Consider the following 15543-nt stretch of genomic DNA (forward strand, 5'->3'; position numbering starts at 1 on the left):
CCTTCTTTATATAATTAAAGCAATCCTAGCTTGATTAAACTTTCTGCAATCTGAACTGAGTTATAAGCAGCACCTTTTAATAAGTTATCAGAAACTACCCACATATGAATGGCGTTTTCACGATCTAGGTCTTTGCGGATTCTGCCAACAAATACATCTGGCAATCCGGCAGCTAAGGCTGGCATCGGATAAATTTGCTCTTCTGGTACATCTTGCAAAGTTACCCCTTCTGCTGTTTTTAATAAATCCTTGATTTCCTGAACTGAAGGAGTTCCATTCTCAAATTCAGCGTAAACAGACTCAGAATGTCCCGTTTCAACCGGCAGTCTGACACAAGTTGCTGCAATTTCTAGATTCTCCAGATGCATGATTTTCTTTGTCTCATTCATCATCTTTAATTCTTCAAACGTATAGCCGTTATCTTGAAATTTATCTATTTGCGGAACAGCATTAAATGCGATTTGATAATGCTTCTTATCAGATGCACATGGCATGATCGCTGGTTCAAATGCTTCATCTTTTAAAATTGATTTTGCTTGTTCTTTAAGCTCTTCAACCGCTTTTGCACCTGCACCAGAAACCGCTTGGTAAGTGGATACAATAACTTTCTTTAATCCATATTTTTCATGTAGAGGTTTTAGGGCTACAACCATTTGAATTGTAGAGCAATTCGGATTCGCTATAATTCCGTTATGATTCTTTAAGTCTTGTTCATTCACTTCAGGAACAACTAGCGGTACGTTAGGATCCATACGGAAGGCACTTGTGTTATCTACCACAATAGCTCCTCGTTTTACAGCCTCATGCGCAAGTTCCTTTGAAACAGATCCGCCTGCTGAAAACAGCGCAAGATCTACGCTTTCAAAAGCTTCAGGCGTAGCTTCTTGAATCGTAAAATTTTCACCATTATATGCAATGACCTGTCCTGCCGATCTTTTGCTGGCAAGAAGTGATAATTTTCCTACTGGGAAATTCTTCTCTTTTAATGTATTCAGCATCTGCTGCCCAACCGCACCAGTTGCTCCTACTACGGCTACGTGATATGTTCTTTGGCTCATTTCATAAAACTCCTTTATACAATTAGGTTAGCAAGCTACAACAGAAGGAGAAACACGAATTCTTGTTTCTCCTTGTATACCCATATAATTTATCATATTTTATCATAAACTAGGGTTCTATGAACGTTTTTTCTGCTGTATTATTTTGTAACCCTTAGAACAGGCTGAAATTGCTTTCCTTCAAGTGCGTATTCGATCGTTTCGACCAGAGTATCCATGTGTGCTACGAGTGAATTTTGTTTCAATACCGGGTCATCCTGGCCAAATGGTATAAAATAAATATTTTTCGTTGCCATTAATCTCATTATATTTACACCATTCAATCCTAATCCATCATTTGTTGAGATCCCTAAAACAACTGGTTTTTGATTTCTTAATGTTGCCTTTGCTCCCATAAGTACAGGTGAATCTGTCATAGCATTTGCAAACTTACTGATAGAGTTTCCTGTTAATGGTGCAATGACCATGCAATCCAAAGGTGTCCGCGGTCCAAACGGCTCAGCTTTCACAATTGAATCCACCGGTTCGTTTCCTGTAACCTCTTTAATACGATCAATCCATTCTGTACCCACACCAAATCTAGTTGTCGTATTTTGTACTGTATGTGTAAAAAAAGGTGTCACCTTTGCACCTAGATCTACAAGCCTTTGAATTTCAGGAAAAACTGCGTCATACGTACAATGAGATCCGGTTAATCCGAAACCGATATGTTTACCTTTAACCTCCATATGAAACTACCCCTTCCGCTTAACAAATTCATTAATTAATAATTGCGAAAGAACATTTGCAACAATTTTACCTGCTGTTTTTGGTGCGACTATACCTGGTAATCCTGGGGCAAGCAGAGCTTTTATTCCGCGTTTTTCTGCATATTTGAAGTCAGTACCACCTGGTTTTGATGCGAGATCGACTATTAATGTATGAGAAGGTAATTTAGAAATCACCTCAGCTGTTACAATTTGAGTAGGAATTGTATTAATGCAAACATCTGTATCGAACACTTCTGTCTTTAAATCATCTAAATGAAAGGGCACCATTCCCATTTCTGTAATCCTTGCAATATGTTCAGACTTTCTTGCCCCCACTTTTACATTAGCTCCAAGCATCTGAAATGTTCTAGCTACGCTCATCCCTACCCGGCCAAAGCCGAGGACAACAGTGTTCGATTGATGAATCGTAATGTCTGTATGCTGAATGACCATCATGATTGTGCCTTCTACAGTTGGAATACTGTTATAGATAGCAACGTCATCTCTTTCAAACAGCTTTGTAAGCTTTCGATCACTATTTTTGACGATTGTATTCAAGTAAGCATTGCTGATTCCTGAAAAGATCTGGCAGTGACTCTTTGTTTTCTTTAATTGTTCTTCCGTTAGAACAATTTGCCGATTCGAAAAAATAGTATCGATTTCCCCCTGCAATCCTGTTCCACTCACCGGTAAAATTATGCTGTCTAGTTTTGAAAAATCCACTTCTTCCATATCCATTTTAGAAGCCCCAGTAAATCCGTGGTCCAGCTGGTCATAGCCAATAAGAGTTAATACGGCATTTAATTCAGTTAATTTACGAATAACTTCCAACTGTCTTGCATCGCCACCAATAACTGCGATGTGCAAATCTGTTAACATTCTTTCTCCCCTTTCTCCGTTGTTCCATTATTGCAGGGGATTACTATCCACATTCATCATATTATGAACGCCCCGCCTATATGGTTACTTAAAACCAGATAAATACAACGGCAATACAATTAACTTTTGATTCATTATTTTAAAGTCATTTATCAATCATCTTCATTATATTCATGTGACATATTCATGTTTGGGGCAACGGATAGCTTTATCGCCTATTTTTTTAAAAGGCTGTAATCGCAATCTTCGTTGTTATAAGAAGTTAGTTTTTTATAAATTCTTAAACAAAAAAAATCCGGGAAATTTCCCGGATTTCAATTTCGTATTTTATTGCAGCCCTTTTGGAAGCTCACCTTGCGGACTTACTAGAGAAGCTGAGCAGCTTTCTGTAAATATAGACTGAATCAGCTCGTTCACTTGTTCTTTTGTAACTTTATCAATGGACTCAACCATATCATCCAAGCTTCGATGATAGCCTAATATCAGTTCATGTTTGCCATTACGGCTCATTCTGCTGTTTGTACTTTCTAGGCTGAGCATTAAATTTCCTTTAATTTGCTCTTTCGAATTCTTGAGTTCCTTATCAGTAATCCCGTTTTCATTAAGATCTTCTACAATATTTTTAATCGTATCATATAATTCATCAAGCTGTTGAGGAGCCGTTCCGCCGTAAATCGTAAAAATCCCATTATCAACAAAGGCAGAATGATAGGAAAAAACTGAATACGCAAGCCCTCGTTGTTCTCTGACTTCCTGGAACAATCGGCTCGACATGCTTGAACCGAAAATGTTATTTAAGATGATTAAGCTATAGCTTCTTTTATCTTTCAAAGATAATCCAGGATAACCTAGACATAAATGAGCTTGCTCCGTCTCTTTTTTACGTGTTAATTTAGATGGGTGAAATACGGGTGAATGAATTTCCGTTTTAGCAAATGGATTGCTGCTTTTATAGTCACCGAACCATTCTTCAACTTTTTGAATAAAGCTTTCATCAATATTTCCTGCTATTGAAACTACAACTTCTTCAGGAACGTAATGAGTATTCATATAATCACGCAGTGTATTCCCTGTGAAAGAGTTAAGTGTTTCCTCTGTACCTAATATTGGATATCCTAATTCATGATTTTGAAAACTTGCTCTGCTGAGCATATCGTGAACAATATCATCTGGTGTGTCCTCATACATCTTTATTTCCTCTAGAACAACATTTTTTTCTTTTAATAACTCATTTTCTTCAAAAGTTGAGTTAAAAAACATATCTGCTAAAACTTCAAGAGCATAAGGTGCATGAGTGTCTAATACTTTCGCATAGTAACATGTATATTCTTTTGAAGTGAACGCATTTACTTGACCGCCAATGCTGTCAAACGATTCAGCGATCTCCCTGGCTGTTCTCGTTTTTGTACCTTTAAAAAACATGTGCTCTAAAAAGTGAGATATTCCGTTATTTTTAGTATTTTCAAATCTAGAACCAGTTCCAATCCATACCCCGATTGCTACAGATCGGACCGTTGGAATATTTTCCAAAACGACTCTTACGCCGTTTGAACACGTATGCCTAATTATCAAATTTGTTTCCTCCTAGCTGTCAGATGTACCATCGATTCATCATAGGAACAATATACCATTTCCTAATCTCCTGTACAACTTTACTTCACCGATTTAGGCAACAACCTTTTTTCATCCATCAAACTGGATACGGTGCCGATGCTTAAGCCTTTTTCCTTTATTCCTTTAATCATTTCTTCGAGTCCAGCGGCAGAGGATTTTGTAGGATGCATCAAGATCATGGCTCCAGGATGGACTTTATTCAATACTTTCTGACTCATTACCTTCGGATCAGGATTACGCCAATCCACAGTGTCAACCGACCATAGAATCGTTTTCATACCTAATTCATTTGCAATTTGTACTACATCATTACGGTAACTGCCACTTGGAGGGGCAAACCACTTTGGTGTTAGGTCAAGTGTAGCATTTATGACTTCATTTGTTTGCTTGAGTTCTTCGGTAATTCGCGCGTTCGTCATTTTTTTTAAATCCGGGTGTGAGTATGCATGATTACCGATCTCATGCCCTTCTTCTCTTATCATTTTGGCAAGGGATGGATTTTTTTTAACCCATGAACCATCCAAAAAAAAGGTTGAATGTACATTATATTTTTTCATCGTCTGAAGCATTCCCGGTAAAAATTCATTACCCCATGCAACATTTACAAGAAGAGTAACCATCGGCTTTTCAGGATTTCCGCGATAAATGGGTGAAGCAGGTAAATTATCTAAATGAACAGCAGGTTCAATTTGTTTTACTACTAATTTCTTTTCATCGAATTCATTCTCTTTTTTCATTGCTTTAAAAGATTCATCCATATCTACAACAAGTCCATTATATCCGGGAGTGGCTTTCCAAACTGGATCTATTTCTGCATTTTGCGGTGGTTTGTTCAAATCTTTTGCTCGCTGTTTTATTTGATTGTAAATCGAATTAGACTCCAATTGAGACACTGCAGTACCCTGTGCTTTAATACTTTCAATATACGTACTAGTAAAGGGATTATGAAGCGTTAATCCGATAGCAGTAAGCATTAAAACGATAATGGACCAATTCAGAATTGATTTTTTCACGATCTTCCCCTCCCTGTATCAACGTATGTATGACTGGGACAGGTTAGAACGTTTGAAAAGACATGCTGCTTCAAATAAATGAAATTTATCAATCGGTAAATAGAATTTGTGATAGAGTCATGTAAAATTTTTGTCGGTTTTTGTAAGTCCGCGGGTATATGAGAAAAACTCGTTGGATTATGGTCGGAATTCGTTGGATTATTGCTAAAAACCGTTGGATTATAGTTGAAACTCGTTGGATTATCGAATACTTGCTTGGTCAGTGCACTCTCAAAATAACGAAAAAAAGACCCAAAAGGAGCAAATATGGCACCTTTTGGGGTCGATTCCGTTTCAATCTATTTCATTAAGCTTTTTGCTGTTCTTCATTTTTTGCTTTTTCTTCTTTTAAAACAACTTTGCGTGATAAGTTTACACGGCCTTGGTTGTCGATCTCCATGACTTTTACAAGGATTTCATCACCAAGTTTCAATACATCTTCCACTTTGCCTACGCGTTCTTCAGCAAGTTCAGAAATGTGTACTAAACCATCTTTTCCGCTGAACAATTCAACAAAAGCACCGAATTTTTCAATACGTTTAACTTTGCCCATGTAGTATTCTCCCACTTGGACTTCTCTAACGATATCTTCAATGATTTTCTTAGCCTTTTTGTTCATTGGCTCATCTGTGGAAGCAATAAAGATTGTTCCGTCTTGTTCGATATCAATTTTAACGCCGGTTTCTTCAATGATTTTATTGATGATTTTCCCACTTGGCCCGATAACATCACGGATCTTATCAGGATTAATCTTCATTGTTAAAATCTTAGGCGCATATTTTGAAAGCTCTTGACGTGATTCTGAAAGCGTAGAAAGCATCGACTTCAAAATGATCATACGGCCTTCTTTTGCTTGCGTCAGTGCTTCTTGCAGGATTTCACGGTTGATACCAGAAATTTTAATGTCCATTTGAAGTGCAGTTATACCGTTTGGTGTACCAGCTACTTTAAAGTCCATGTCTCCAAGATGGTCTTCCATACCTTGAATATCAGTTAATACTGTTACGTCTTCACCATCAGAGATAAGACCCATCGCAATACCTGCAACTGGTGCCTTAATTGGAACACCTGCATCCATTAATGCTAGAGTACTTGCACAAATACTAGCTTGTGATGTTGAACCATTAGATTCAAGAACTTCAGATACGAGACGAATCGTGTAAGGGAATTCTTCTTCGTTTGGAATTACTTGTTCTAACGCACGTTCACCTAATGCACCGTGACCAATTTCACGTCTTCCTGGTCCGCGCATAAATCCAGTTTCACCTACGCTGAATGGAGGGAAGTTATATTGGTGCATGAAACGCTTTGACTCTTCTACTCCAAGACCATCAAGCACTTGAACATCACCAAGTGCACCTAGCGTACAGATGCTTAACGCTTGAGTTTGTCCACGAGTGAATAAACCAGAACCGTGTGTTCTTGCCAAAATACCGACTGTAGAAGAAAGTTTACGAATTTCGTCTGTCTTTCTTCCATCTGGACGAATTTTCTCTTTCAGGATTAAGCGTCTAACTTCTTCCTTGATTAGTTTATGTAAAATCTCTTTTGCTTCATTAGCTTTTTCTTCATCTTCTTCATAGCGAGATTTTAAATTTGCACCAACAGCATCAAGTGCTTCTTGACGTGCATGTTTCTCAATTACTTTAACTGCTTCTTTTACATCGCCGCCTACAAAATCACGTACTTCCTGCTCGAGATCTTTATCAAGTTCATGCAGTACAATTTCCATTTTTTCTTTACCGATTTCTGCAACAATCTCTTCTTGGAACGCAATTAATTTCTTGATTTCCTCATGACCGAACATGATTGCTTCAAGCATTACTTCCTCAGAAACTTCTTCTGCACCAGCTTCTACCATGTTTATTGCATGTTTTGTACCAGCAACAATCAAATGGATATCGCTGTTTTCATTTTGATCAACAGTTGGGTTAATAACGAATTCACCGTTAATACGGCCTACTGTTACACCTGCAATCGGTCCTTCAAATGGAATATCCGAAATTGACAAAGATAGAGATGACCCGATCATTGCAGCCATTTCTGAAGAACAGTTTTGATCCACACTCATTACAGTGCTCACAACTTGTACTTCGTTACGGAACCCATCAGCAAATAATGGACGAATCGGTCTGTCGATCAATCGGCTTGCTAAGACTGCCTTTTCACTCGGACGGCCTTCACGTTTAATAAATCCTCCAGGGATTTTACCAACCGCATATAATCTTTCTTCATAGTTAACCGTTAACGGAAAGAAGCTTAGATTCTTAGGCTGCTTTGAAGCTACAGCTGTTGATAATACTGCAGTATCTCCATATCTAACCATAACTGCACCATTTGCTTGCTTTGCCAGTTCTCCAATTTCGAACGTAAGCGTTCTTCCCGCCCAGTCCATAGTAAAAGTTCGTTTTTGTTGATCCATTTTACTTGGTACTCCTCTCAACACTTAGAAAAATCCTGTTTTATTATGGTTCTATTATATCCTAACGTAGTCCTTCCTAAAAAGAAAAACTACAAAGAATTTACTAACTTATGCTAATTTTGTTTTTTTTCGCTAAGAAACAATCCAATAAAAAAAGCGGGATTAACTCCCGCTTTTGTTGGATTAACGACGTAATCCTAGTCTTCCGATCAATTCGCGGTAACGCGTGATGTCTTTGTTACGTAGGTACGTTAACAAGTTACGACGCTTACCAACCATTTTCAATAGACCACGACGTGAGTGATGATCTTTTTTGTGTGTACGTAAGTGACCATTCAACTCATTAATTTGTTCAGTAAGGATAGCGATTTGAACTTCTGGAGATCCAGTGTCCGTATCATGTACCTTATAATCACTAATAAGCTCATTTTTGCGCTCTTGAGAGATTGCCATCCTTTTCACCTCCTTAATTTTAGAAACACCTATTACCGAGCAAACGTCGGTGACTCGATTTGCCAAGCAACGGTTATCTGCACATTAAAAATGTACAAGTATTAGCATAGACCTTTTTAACGTCTATTGCAAGTTTTTTTAATCAATTGATTGGATAATTTCTAAGGTTTTACGTTTATCATCATCAAGCTGGTTTATCAAAGCATCAATTGAACTAAATTTCACTTCATCCCTTATTCTTTTTAACCAGTTAATCCTTACCGTCTTACCGTAGATTTCGCTATTAAAATCAAAAATGTGGACCTCTAAAGAAGGTTTAAGCTGATTATCTTTAAAAGTTGGCTTAAATCCTACATTAGCCATAGCATAATATTTCTTTTGATCGACATATGCTTCTACTGCATACACTCCTACTTTTGGAAGTGTATAATCATCTGTTTGCAGATTTGCAGTAGGAAAGCCAATTGTTCTCCCTCTTTTATCACCGTGTATGACTGTGCCGTTTAATGAATATTTTCTGCCTAAAAAAGAAACAATTCTTTCAACTGATCCTTCTTTTAAGCATTGGCGAATAAGTGTTGAACTAATTTTTTGTCCTTCTTTTTCAATTTTTTCAATAATTGTCTGACCGAATCTTCCATTCGCTTCTTGCATTAACGTCTGTACGTTCCCTTTTCCATACTTTCCATATGAAAAATCAAAGCCTGTTACAACATGCTGAACGTTCAACCCTGCAATGTATTGATCTACAAATTGTTGTGTAGAAAGTGAGGCGAAGTTAAGATCAAATTTCACAATAAAGAATTTCTTTACTCCTAGTCTTTCTAATAACATTTTCTTTTCTTCAAGAGGTGTAATGTATGTCCAGCTTTCATCCGCTTTTCCTAATACAACTGATGGATGAGGGTGAAAACTCATAACTGCCGGATATGCATTGCAACTTTCTGCAAGCTCGACAGCTGTTTCAATTACACGCTGATGACCCTTATGAATACCATCAAAGTAACCAAGTGCCAAAATTAACGGCGGCATTGTTTCTTGATGATATTGATGTGGGTGATTAATGACGATCGTTTCCAAAAACTCACCTACTAACCTGTTACATTATTCAATGGCTAACACTTTTTCTGGCTTGATCAAACCAGGTTTTGAAGGGTGAAACTGATATATGGCTAGACATTTCCCTTCTTCATTATAAACACCAAACGGGCTTTGTTCCAATTCTTTTGGTTTTTCTAAAACTGAACCATTTCTAACTTGAGCTTCAATCTCTTCATTAACTTGCCATTTTGGAAAATGGGAGATTCCCCTCTCAAGCGGGACTAAATAATCATCTAATGGAACTTCTGTGTTTTCGAGCTGCTCGAAGGTAACACATTCATTAAGATTGAAAGGACCAGAGGCTGTTCGTACCAATGACGACATATGTGCAGGGTAGCCAAGTTTTTCCCCTATCATAACTGCAAGCGTACGGACATAGGTTCCTTTTGAACATTTCACTCGGAAAGAAAACACGGGTCTTTCTTTGCGTAATTCTTCTTCTTGACTTAGCAGCTCAAGGTCATAAATAGTTACTTTCCGGCTTGGGCGTTCGACATTGATCCCTTGTCGCGCATATTCGTAAAGTTTCTTCCCATTTACTTTCACTGCAGAATACATTGGAGGTACTTGGTCGATCTCACCGGTTAGAGAAAGGAGGATTTCTTTAACTTTTTGAAAGCTGATATTTGATTTTACTTCTTTTTCTTCTACTTTCTCTCCGTGCGCATCCTCAGTTTCTGTTGAAAAACCAAGAGTCACTTCACCGACGTATTCTTTTCCATAATCGGACATATATTCTGCAATTTTTGTTGCTCGGCCAATGCAAATAGGCAGAACACCTGTTACTTCTGGATCCAGAGTTCCAGTATGTCCTACTTTTTTGGTAGAAAATATTCTCCTGATTTTAGCAACACAATCATGTGATGTCATTCCTGCAGGCTTTTTTAACGCTAAGATCCCTTGCCTAGCTGTCATAGGTATTTCTCCTTTTACTTTACATTCATCTTTGCTGCTTTGGTCGTAACAAGCAAAAAGGATAGACAATTAATGTAATTGCCTATCCATATAAGATTTATGATTTCGGATAATCTTCGTTTTCGTCGCTGTCATTATCCTCATTATCTTTTTGTTTAATATCAGATAATAAACTTTCGATTTTGCTTCCGTAGCTTAATGATTCGTCAAATTTAAAGAAGATGTCTGGTGTTTTACGCATACGGATACGTTTACCGATCTCAGTTCGAATGAAACCAGTGGCTTTAGCAAGACTTCGCAATGTCTGCTCTTTTTGGTCACTATCACCAAATACTGATACATAAACAGTTGCTTGCTGCAGATCACCAGTAACATCAACTGCCGTAACTGTCACAAAACCAACGCGGGGGTCTTTGATTTTCCGGCCTATAATATCACTAAGCTCTTTTTTCATCTGTTCCCCGATACGATTGGAACGGATTTTGCTCATATTTAATACACCCCGTTTCTTTCAGAGAGGCAATTTACAGCCATTCTACATGGGAACTTGTTACTTCTAGCTCTGTAATAGATGTAATGATTGCAAGTGCCTTTTGCAATTCTTTTTCTGCTATTATTTTGTCCGAAGAAACGGTTACCATACTAATTTCGGATCGTTGCCATAAATCCTGAAAGTCCGTTTCAGAAACAGCTAAATTTAGGCGCTGCCGAAGTCTGTTAACCGCTTTTTGAACAACTGAACGCTTATCTTTTAACGACTGTGCATCATAAATAAATACCTCAACCGTTAATAGCCCGATCATTTTACTTTAATTTCTTCCATGATGTAAGCCTCAATAATATCGCCTTCTTTAATATCATTGAACTTCTCAAGAGTAATCCCGCACTCGTAACCAGCGGATACTTCTTTGGCATCATCTTTAAATCGTTTTAAAGCATCGATCTTGCCTTCATAACTTACAATGCCATCACGGATTAAACGTACAGTAGAATCTCTTGTGATCTTTCCTTCTGTTACGTAACAGCCAGCGATTGTTCCTACTTTGGATACTTTAAAAATTGTTCTTACTTCAACTTGGCCGATAACTTTTTCCTGGTATTCAGGATCAAGCATACCTTTCATCGCTGATTCAATCTCTTCGATAACGTTATAAATAATTCTATGCAGACGTACATCTACTTTTTCTGCGTCAGCCGTACGTTTTGCTCCGTTATCAGGACGTACATTAAATCCAATTACAATGGCATTTGAAGCAGAAGCAAGCATGATGTCATACTCATTGATTGCACCTACACCAGAGTGGATGATTTTTACTTTAACGCCTGCAACATCAATTTTCTGAAGTGATCCAGCAAGAGCTTCAACAGAACCTTGAACGTCCCCTTTAATGATTACGTTAATCTCTTTGATATCGCCTTCTTTAATTTGATTAAAGAGATCATCGAGGTTTAGTTTAGAAGATTCCTTACGTTGTGCATCTTGTTGTTTCTTAGATCGTGATTCTCCAACTTGACGAGCTTTCTTCTCATCAGCAAATACCATAAACTGATCACCAGCTTGCGGTACATCGTTTAAACCTGTGATTTCTACAGGTGTTGAAGGTCCAACAGTTTTTACTCGGCGGCCTAAATCGTTCACCATCGCACGTACACGGCCAAATGTATGACCAACTACGATCGGATCACCAACCTTTAAAGTTCCTGATTGAACAAGAAGCGTTGCTACAGAACCGCGGCCTTTATCAAGCTGTGCTTCAATAACTGTTCCTGCAGCTGTACGGTTAGGATTAGCTTTTAATTCTTCGACTTCAGAAACAAGATTGATCATTTCAAGAAGGTCATCGATTCCGTCACCTTTAATGGCAGATACATTAACAAAAATTGTATCTCCGCCCCACGCTTCTGATACAAGACCGTGTTCAGTTAATTCCTGCATTACTCGATCAGGATTAGCGGCTTCCTTATCCATTTTGTTAACAGCAACAATGATTGGTACTTCAGCAGCTTTGGCATGGTTGATCGCTTCAACGGTTTGAGGCATAACACCATCATCTGCAGCTACTACAAGGATTGTAATATCCGTTACTTGAGCGCCACGAGCACGCATTGTTGTAAATGCAGCATGTCCTGGTGTATCCAAGAACGTAATAACTTTTCCGTTGTTCGTAATTTGGTATGCACCAATATGCTGTGTGATTCCGCCTGCTTCACCGGCCGTAACCTTTGTGTTTCGAATTGCATCTAAAAGTGTTGTTTTACCATGGTCAACGTGCCCCATGATTGTAACAACTGGAGGACGAACCTGCATATCTTTTTCATCGTCTACTACTTCATAGTTTTCGAATTCAGTCTCATCGACGATGATTTCTTCTTCAACTTCTACATCATAATCTGCAGCAATTAATTCAATCGCTTCTTTATCCAGCTCTTGGTTAATGGTTGCCATTATTCCTAGACCCATTAGCTTTTTAATGATTTCTGATGTTTCTTTGTTTAATTTTTTAGCTAACTCACCAACTTGAAGTGATTCGGAGAAAGTAATTTTACTCGGTGTTTCAAGTACTTTCTTTTGAGGAGCTGGCTGACCGCTTCCTCCACCTCGATTTTGCTTGTTTCTGTTGTTATTTTGGTTTCTGTTGTTATTGTTATTGTTTCTATTGTTGCCTTGGTTTCGGTTATTATTGTTGTTTTTGGAATTATTGTTCTTAGATGCATTCTGATTGTTTGCACCTGGTTTTGCCCCTTTTTGGGGACCCTTTGGCTGTGTAGTATTACTATTAGTAGTCTCTTTTTTAATTTTCATATTATTCTCTTTTTGAACTTCCTTTTTAGTAGATTTGGTGTCTAAACCAGTGTTAGTTGTCTTCTTATCTGTTCTAGGAGGTTGGTTTTGATTTTTAGGTTTTGCTGATTGTTCTTTTGAAGTCTTTGGGTTATAGGCTTCATCCAACTTTTTCAATGCAGCTTGATCAATCATTGACATATGATTGGCAACATGGACATCCATTGTTTTCAGCTTTTCAATTATGTCTTTACTTTGAACATTTTTCTGTTTCGCATATTCGTATACGCGTATTTTACTCATATGTTCACCCCCGTGTTAGTGATCAAGAAGTTCCTTTAGACGCTTAGAAAATCCTTGATCATTTACAGCAACGACAACTCGCTGCTCTTTACCGATCGCTTTTCCTAATACAGCGCGATCTTCAATCCAAACGAAATCGATATTATAAAAAAGACATTTATCCGTTACTTTTTTCTTGGTGTTGTCTGATGCATCTTTTGATAGCAAAACTATTTTTGCGTTTTGTTTTTGGATGCTTTTTACAACAAGCTCTTCACCGGATATCACTTTCCCTGCTCGTGCTGCTAACCCAAGAAAATTTTCCCAATTACTTGTTTTCAAGATGTTTTACTTCCTTTTTGGAGCTGCTCAAAGACTTCTGCCGGAATCTTTGTTTTTAAGTGTGATTCAAGAACTTTTTTCTTTTGTGCAGACTCGATGCAAGCTACCTCATGACAAAGATAAGCTCCTCGACCGGATTTCTTACCGGATAAGTCAACAAAGACATCTCCTTCAGGTGTTCTGACGATGCGTGTCAGCTCTTTTTTTTCTTTCATTTCTTGGCAGGCAACACATTTTCTCATTGGAATTTTGCGGGTTTTCATTGTCCCAACCTCGCCTTCTCTTACTCTTGATCCTCTAGAGAAGATTCCATTAAAGCTTCGTTCTGGGCATTTGATGGATCATAAACTCCTGACTCAATTGCTTCAGATTCACTTTTAATATCAATCTTCCAACCCGTCAGCTTTGCAGCAAGACGCGCATTTTGTCCACGTTTACCAATCGCAAGTGATAGTTGGTAATCTGGTACGATGACAGTTGTCATTTTATCTTCTTCATTCACTTGAACTTCCAATACTTTAGCAGGACTTAATGAATTAGCTACATAAACGACAGGGTCTTCACTCCATCGAACAATGTCAATCTTTTCGCCACTCAATTCATTTACGATTGTTTGTACACGAGCACCTTTTTGACCGACACATGATCCAACTGGATCTACTTCTGGGTCTGAAGCAAATACAGCTAACTTTGATCTGTCGCCTGCTTCACGTGCTATCGACTTAATCTCTACAGTTCCGTCATAAATCTCAGGAACTTCAAGCTCAAATAATCGCTTCAATAGACCAGGATGAGTACGAGATACAAGAATCTGAGGTCCTTTTGTCGTTTTTTCAACTTTTGTAATATAAACTTTAATACGATCATTTGTTGTATGTGTTTCTCCAGGCATTTGTTCAGCTGCAGGCAATAATGCTTCAACACGTCCAAGACTTACATAAATATAACGGTGGTCTTGACGTTGAACGATACCTGTTATAATATCTTCTTCGCGGTCAATAAATTCTGAAAAAATAATTCCTCTTTCAGCTTCACGAACTCGCTGCGTTACAACTTGTTTAGCAGTTTGAGCTGCAATACGCCCAAAATCTTTTGGTGTAACTTCTTCTTCTACAATATCGTCAATCTCATATCCAGGGTTAATAGCCTGTGCTTCCGCAACTGAAACCTCTTGACGATCGTCCAGCACTTCTTCAACAACTGTCTTTCTGGAAAAAACACGGATGCTTCCCGTATCACGGTTAAAATCTACACGTACATTTTGCGCTTGATGAAAGTTTCGCTTATAAGCTGAAATCAAAGCAGCTTCTATCGCTTCAATGATTACATCTTTACTAATCCCTTTTTCTTTTTCTAATAATGTAAGTGCATCCAACAGCTCGGTACTCATTTTTATACTCCCCTCTTCTTAAAAAACAACCGCAAGACGGGCATTTGCCACTTTTAAATAAGGCAATTCTACCTTTTTGACTTGCGTTTTCACTTTAATTTCCATAAACAGCGTTTCACCGTCAAAATCTTTCAAAATTCCTTCATACACTTTTTCACCATTAATTGGCTCGTATAACTTAATATTCACATTTTTACCAATTGCATTTTTCAAATCTTCAGGTTTTTTGAGCGGCCTTTCAACACCTGGAGAAGAAACCTCTAAAAAGTAGGGCTGTTCAATCGGATCAAGTTCATCTAACTTTTCACTCAATTGTTCGCTTACCGTTCCGCATTCTTCTATATCAATACCACCAGGGGAATCAATAAAAACCCGCAAGAACCAGTTTTTACCCTCTTTAACAAATTCTACATCAACAAGTTCTAATCCTAGTTTTTCAACGATAGGAGTTACAAGATCAGTTGTAAGCTCCGTAATCTTTTGACTCATAGCTGCCCTCCTTTT

Annotated in this window: 16 protein-coding genes; all 16 read right to left on the bottom strand. The window is 38.0% G+C overall.

Annotated features, from left to right (window positions below):
• Positions 1–14 precede the first annotated feature (14 nt).
• Complete coding sequence (asd, locus tag RGB74_RS10475) at positions 15–1058, bottom strand: aspartate-semialdehyde dehydrogenase (protein ID WP_310759262.1); 1044 nt, start codon at positions 1056–1058, stop codon at positions 15–17.
• Between the two features lie 140 nt (positions 1059–1198).
• Positions 1199–1786 (bottom strand): dipicolinate synthase subunit B, encoded by a 588-nt coding sequence (gene dpaB, locus RGB74_RS10480; protein WP_310759263.1) that lies wholly within the window; start codon positions 1784–1786, stop codon positions 1199–1201.
• Between the two features lie 6 nt (positions 1787–1792).
• On the bottom strand, positions 1793–2686 hold the full coding sequence (dpaA, locus tag RGB74_RS10485; RefSeq protein WP_310759264.1) for a dipicolinic acid synthetase subunit A: 894 nt from the start codon (positions 2684–2686) through the stop codon (positions 1793–1795).
• A 327-nt stretch (positions 2687–3013) separates the two neighbouring features.
• Positions 3014–4258, bottom strand: coding sequence for a M16 family metallopeptidase (locus tag RGB74_RS10490; protein ID WP_310759265.1), 1245 nt, complete (start codon positions 4256–4258; stop codon positions 3014–3016).
• Between the two features lie 80 nt (positions 4259–4338).
• Positions 4339–5313 carry a polysaccharide deacetylase family protein gene (locus RGB74_RS10495; protein WP_310759266.1) on the bottom strand — a complete coding sequence of 325 codons (975 nt, stop codon included), beginning with the start codon at positions 5311–5313 and terminating at the stop codon, positions 4339–4341.
• 346 nt (positions 5314–5659) lie between these two features.
• Complete coding sequence (gene pnp, locus RGB74_RS10500) at positions 5660–7774, bottom strand: polyribonucleotide nucleotidyltransferase (protein ID WP_310759267.1); 2115 nt, start codon at positions 7772–7774, stop codon at positions 5660–5662.
• Positions 7775–7957: 183 nt separating this feature from the next.
• Positions 7958–8227: a 30S ribosomal protein S15 gene (gene rpsO, locus RGB74_RS10505; RefSeq protein ID WP_310759268.1), complete on the bottom strand. Its 270-nt coding sequence runs from the start codon at positions 8225–8227 to the stop codon at positions 7958–7960.
• 138 nt (positions 8228–8365) lie between these two features.
• Complete coding sequence (gene ribF / locus RGB74_RS10510; RefSeq protein ID WP_310759269.1) at positions 8366–9307, bottom strand: riboflavin biosynthesis protein RibF; 942 nt, start codon at positions 9305–9307, stop codon at positions 8366–8368.
• A gap of 24 nt (positions 9308–9331) precedes the next feature.
• The gene (gene truB / locus RGB74_RS10515) at positions 9332–10243 is read right to left on the bottom strand and encodes a tRNA pseudouridine(55) synthase TruB (protein ID WP_310759270.1); all 912 of its coding nucleotides are present in this window, start codon (positions 10241–10243) and stop codon (positions 9332–9334) included.
• A gap of 97 nt (positions 10244–10340) precedes the next feature.
• Entirely contained in the window at positions 10341–10733 is a 393-nt protein-coding gene (rbfA, locus tag RGB74_RS10520; protein ID WP_310759271.1) for a 30S ribosome-binding factor RbfA, read from the bottom strand.
• A 34-nt stretch (positions 10734–10767) separates the two neighbouring features.
• Positions 10768–11046 carry a DUF503 domain-containing protein gene (locus RGB74_RS10525; protein WP_310759272.1) on the bottom strand — a complete coding sequence of 93 codons (279 nt, stop codon included), beginning with the start codon at positions 11044–11046 and terminating at the stop codon, positions 10768–10770.
• Positions 11043–13328 (bottom strand): translation initiation factor IF-2, encoded by a 2286-nt coding sequence (gene infB, locus RGB74_RS10530; protein ID WP_310759273.1) that lies wholly within the window; start codon positions 13326–13328, stop codon positions 11043–11045. Before infB ends, RGB74_RS10525 begins: the two co-directional genes overlap by 4 nt.
• A gap of 15 nt (positions 13329–13343) precedes the next feature.
• The gene (locus RGB74_RS10535; RefSeq protein WP_310759274.1) at positions 13344–13649 is read right to left on the bottom strand and encodes a YlxQ family RNA-binding protein; all 306 of its coding nucleotides are present in this window, start codon (positions 13647–13649) and stop codon (positions 13344–13346) included.
• Positions 13646–13912 (bottom strand): RNase P modulator RnpM, encoded by a 267-nt coding sequence (rnpM, locus tag RGB74_RS10540; RefSeq protein WP_310759275.1) that lies wholly within the window; start codon positions 13910–13912, stop codon positions 13646–13648. Before rnpM ends, RGB74_RS10535 begins: the two co-directional genes overlap by 4 nt.
• Positions 13913–13932: 20 nt before the next feature.
• Positions 13933–15039, bottom strand: coding sequence for a transcription termination factor NusA (gene nusA, locus RGB74_RS10545; protein ID WP_310759276.1), 1107 nt, complete (start codon positions 15037–15039; stop codon positions 13933–13935).
• 18 nt (positions 15040–15057) lie between these two features.
• The gene (gene rimP / locus RGB74_RS10550) at positions 15058–15528 is read right to left on the bottom strand and encodes a ribosome maturation factor RimP (RefSeq protein ID WP_310759277.1); all 471 of its coding nucleotides are present in this window, start codon (positions 15526–15528) and stop codon (positions 15058–15060) included.
• Positions 15529–15543: the final 15 nt, after the last annotated feature.

This window comes from Bacillus sp. NEB1478 (assembly GCF_031582965.1).
Taxonomy (GTDB): domain Bacteria; phylum Bacillota; class Bacilli; order Bacillales; family Fictibacillaceae; genus Fictibacillus.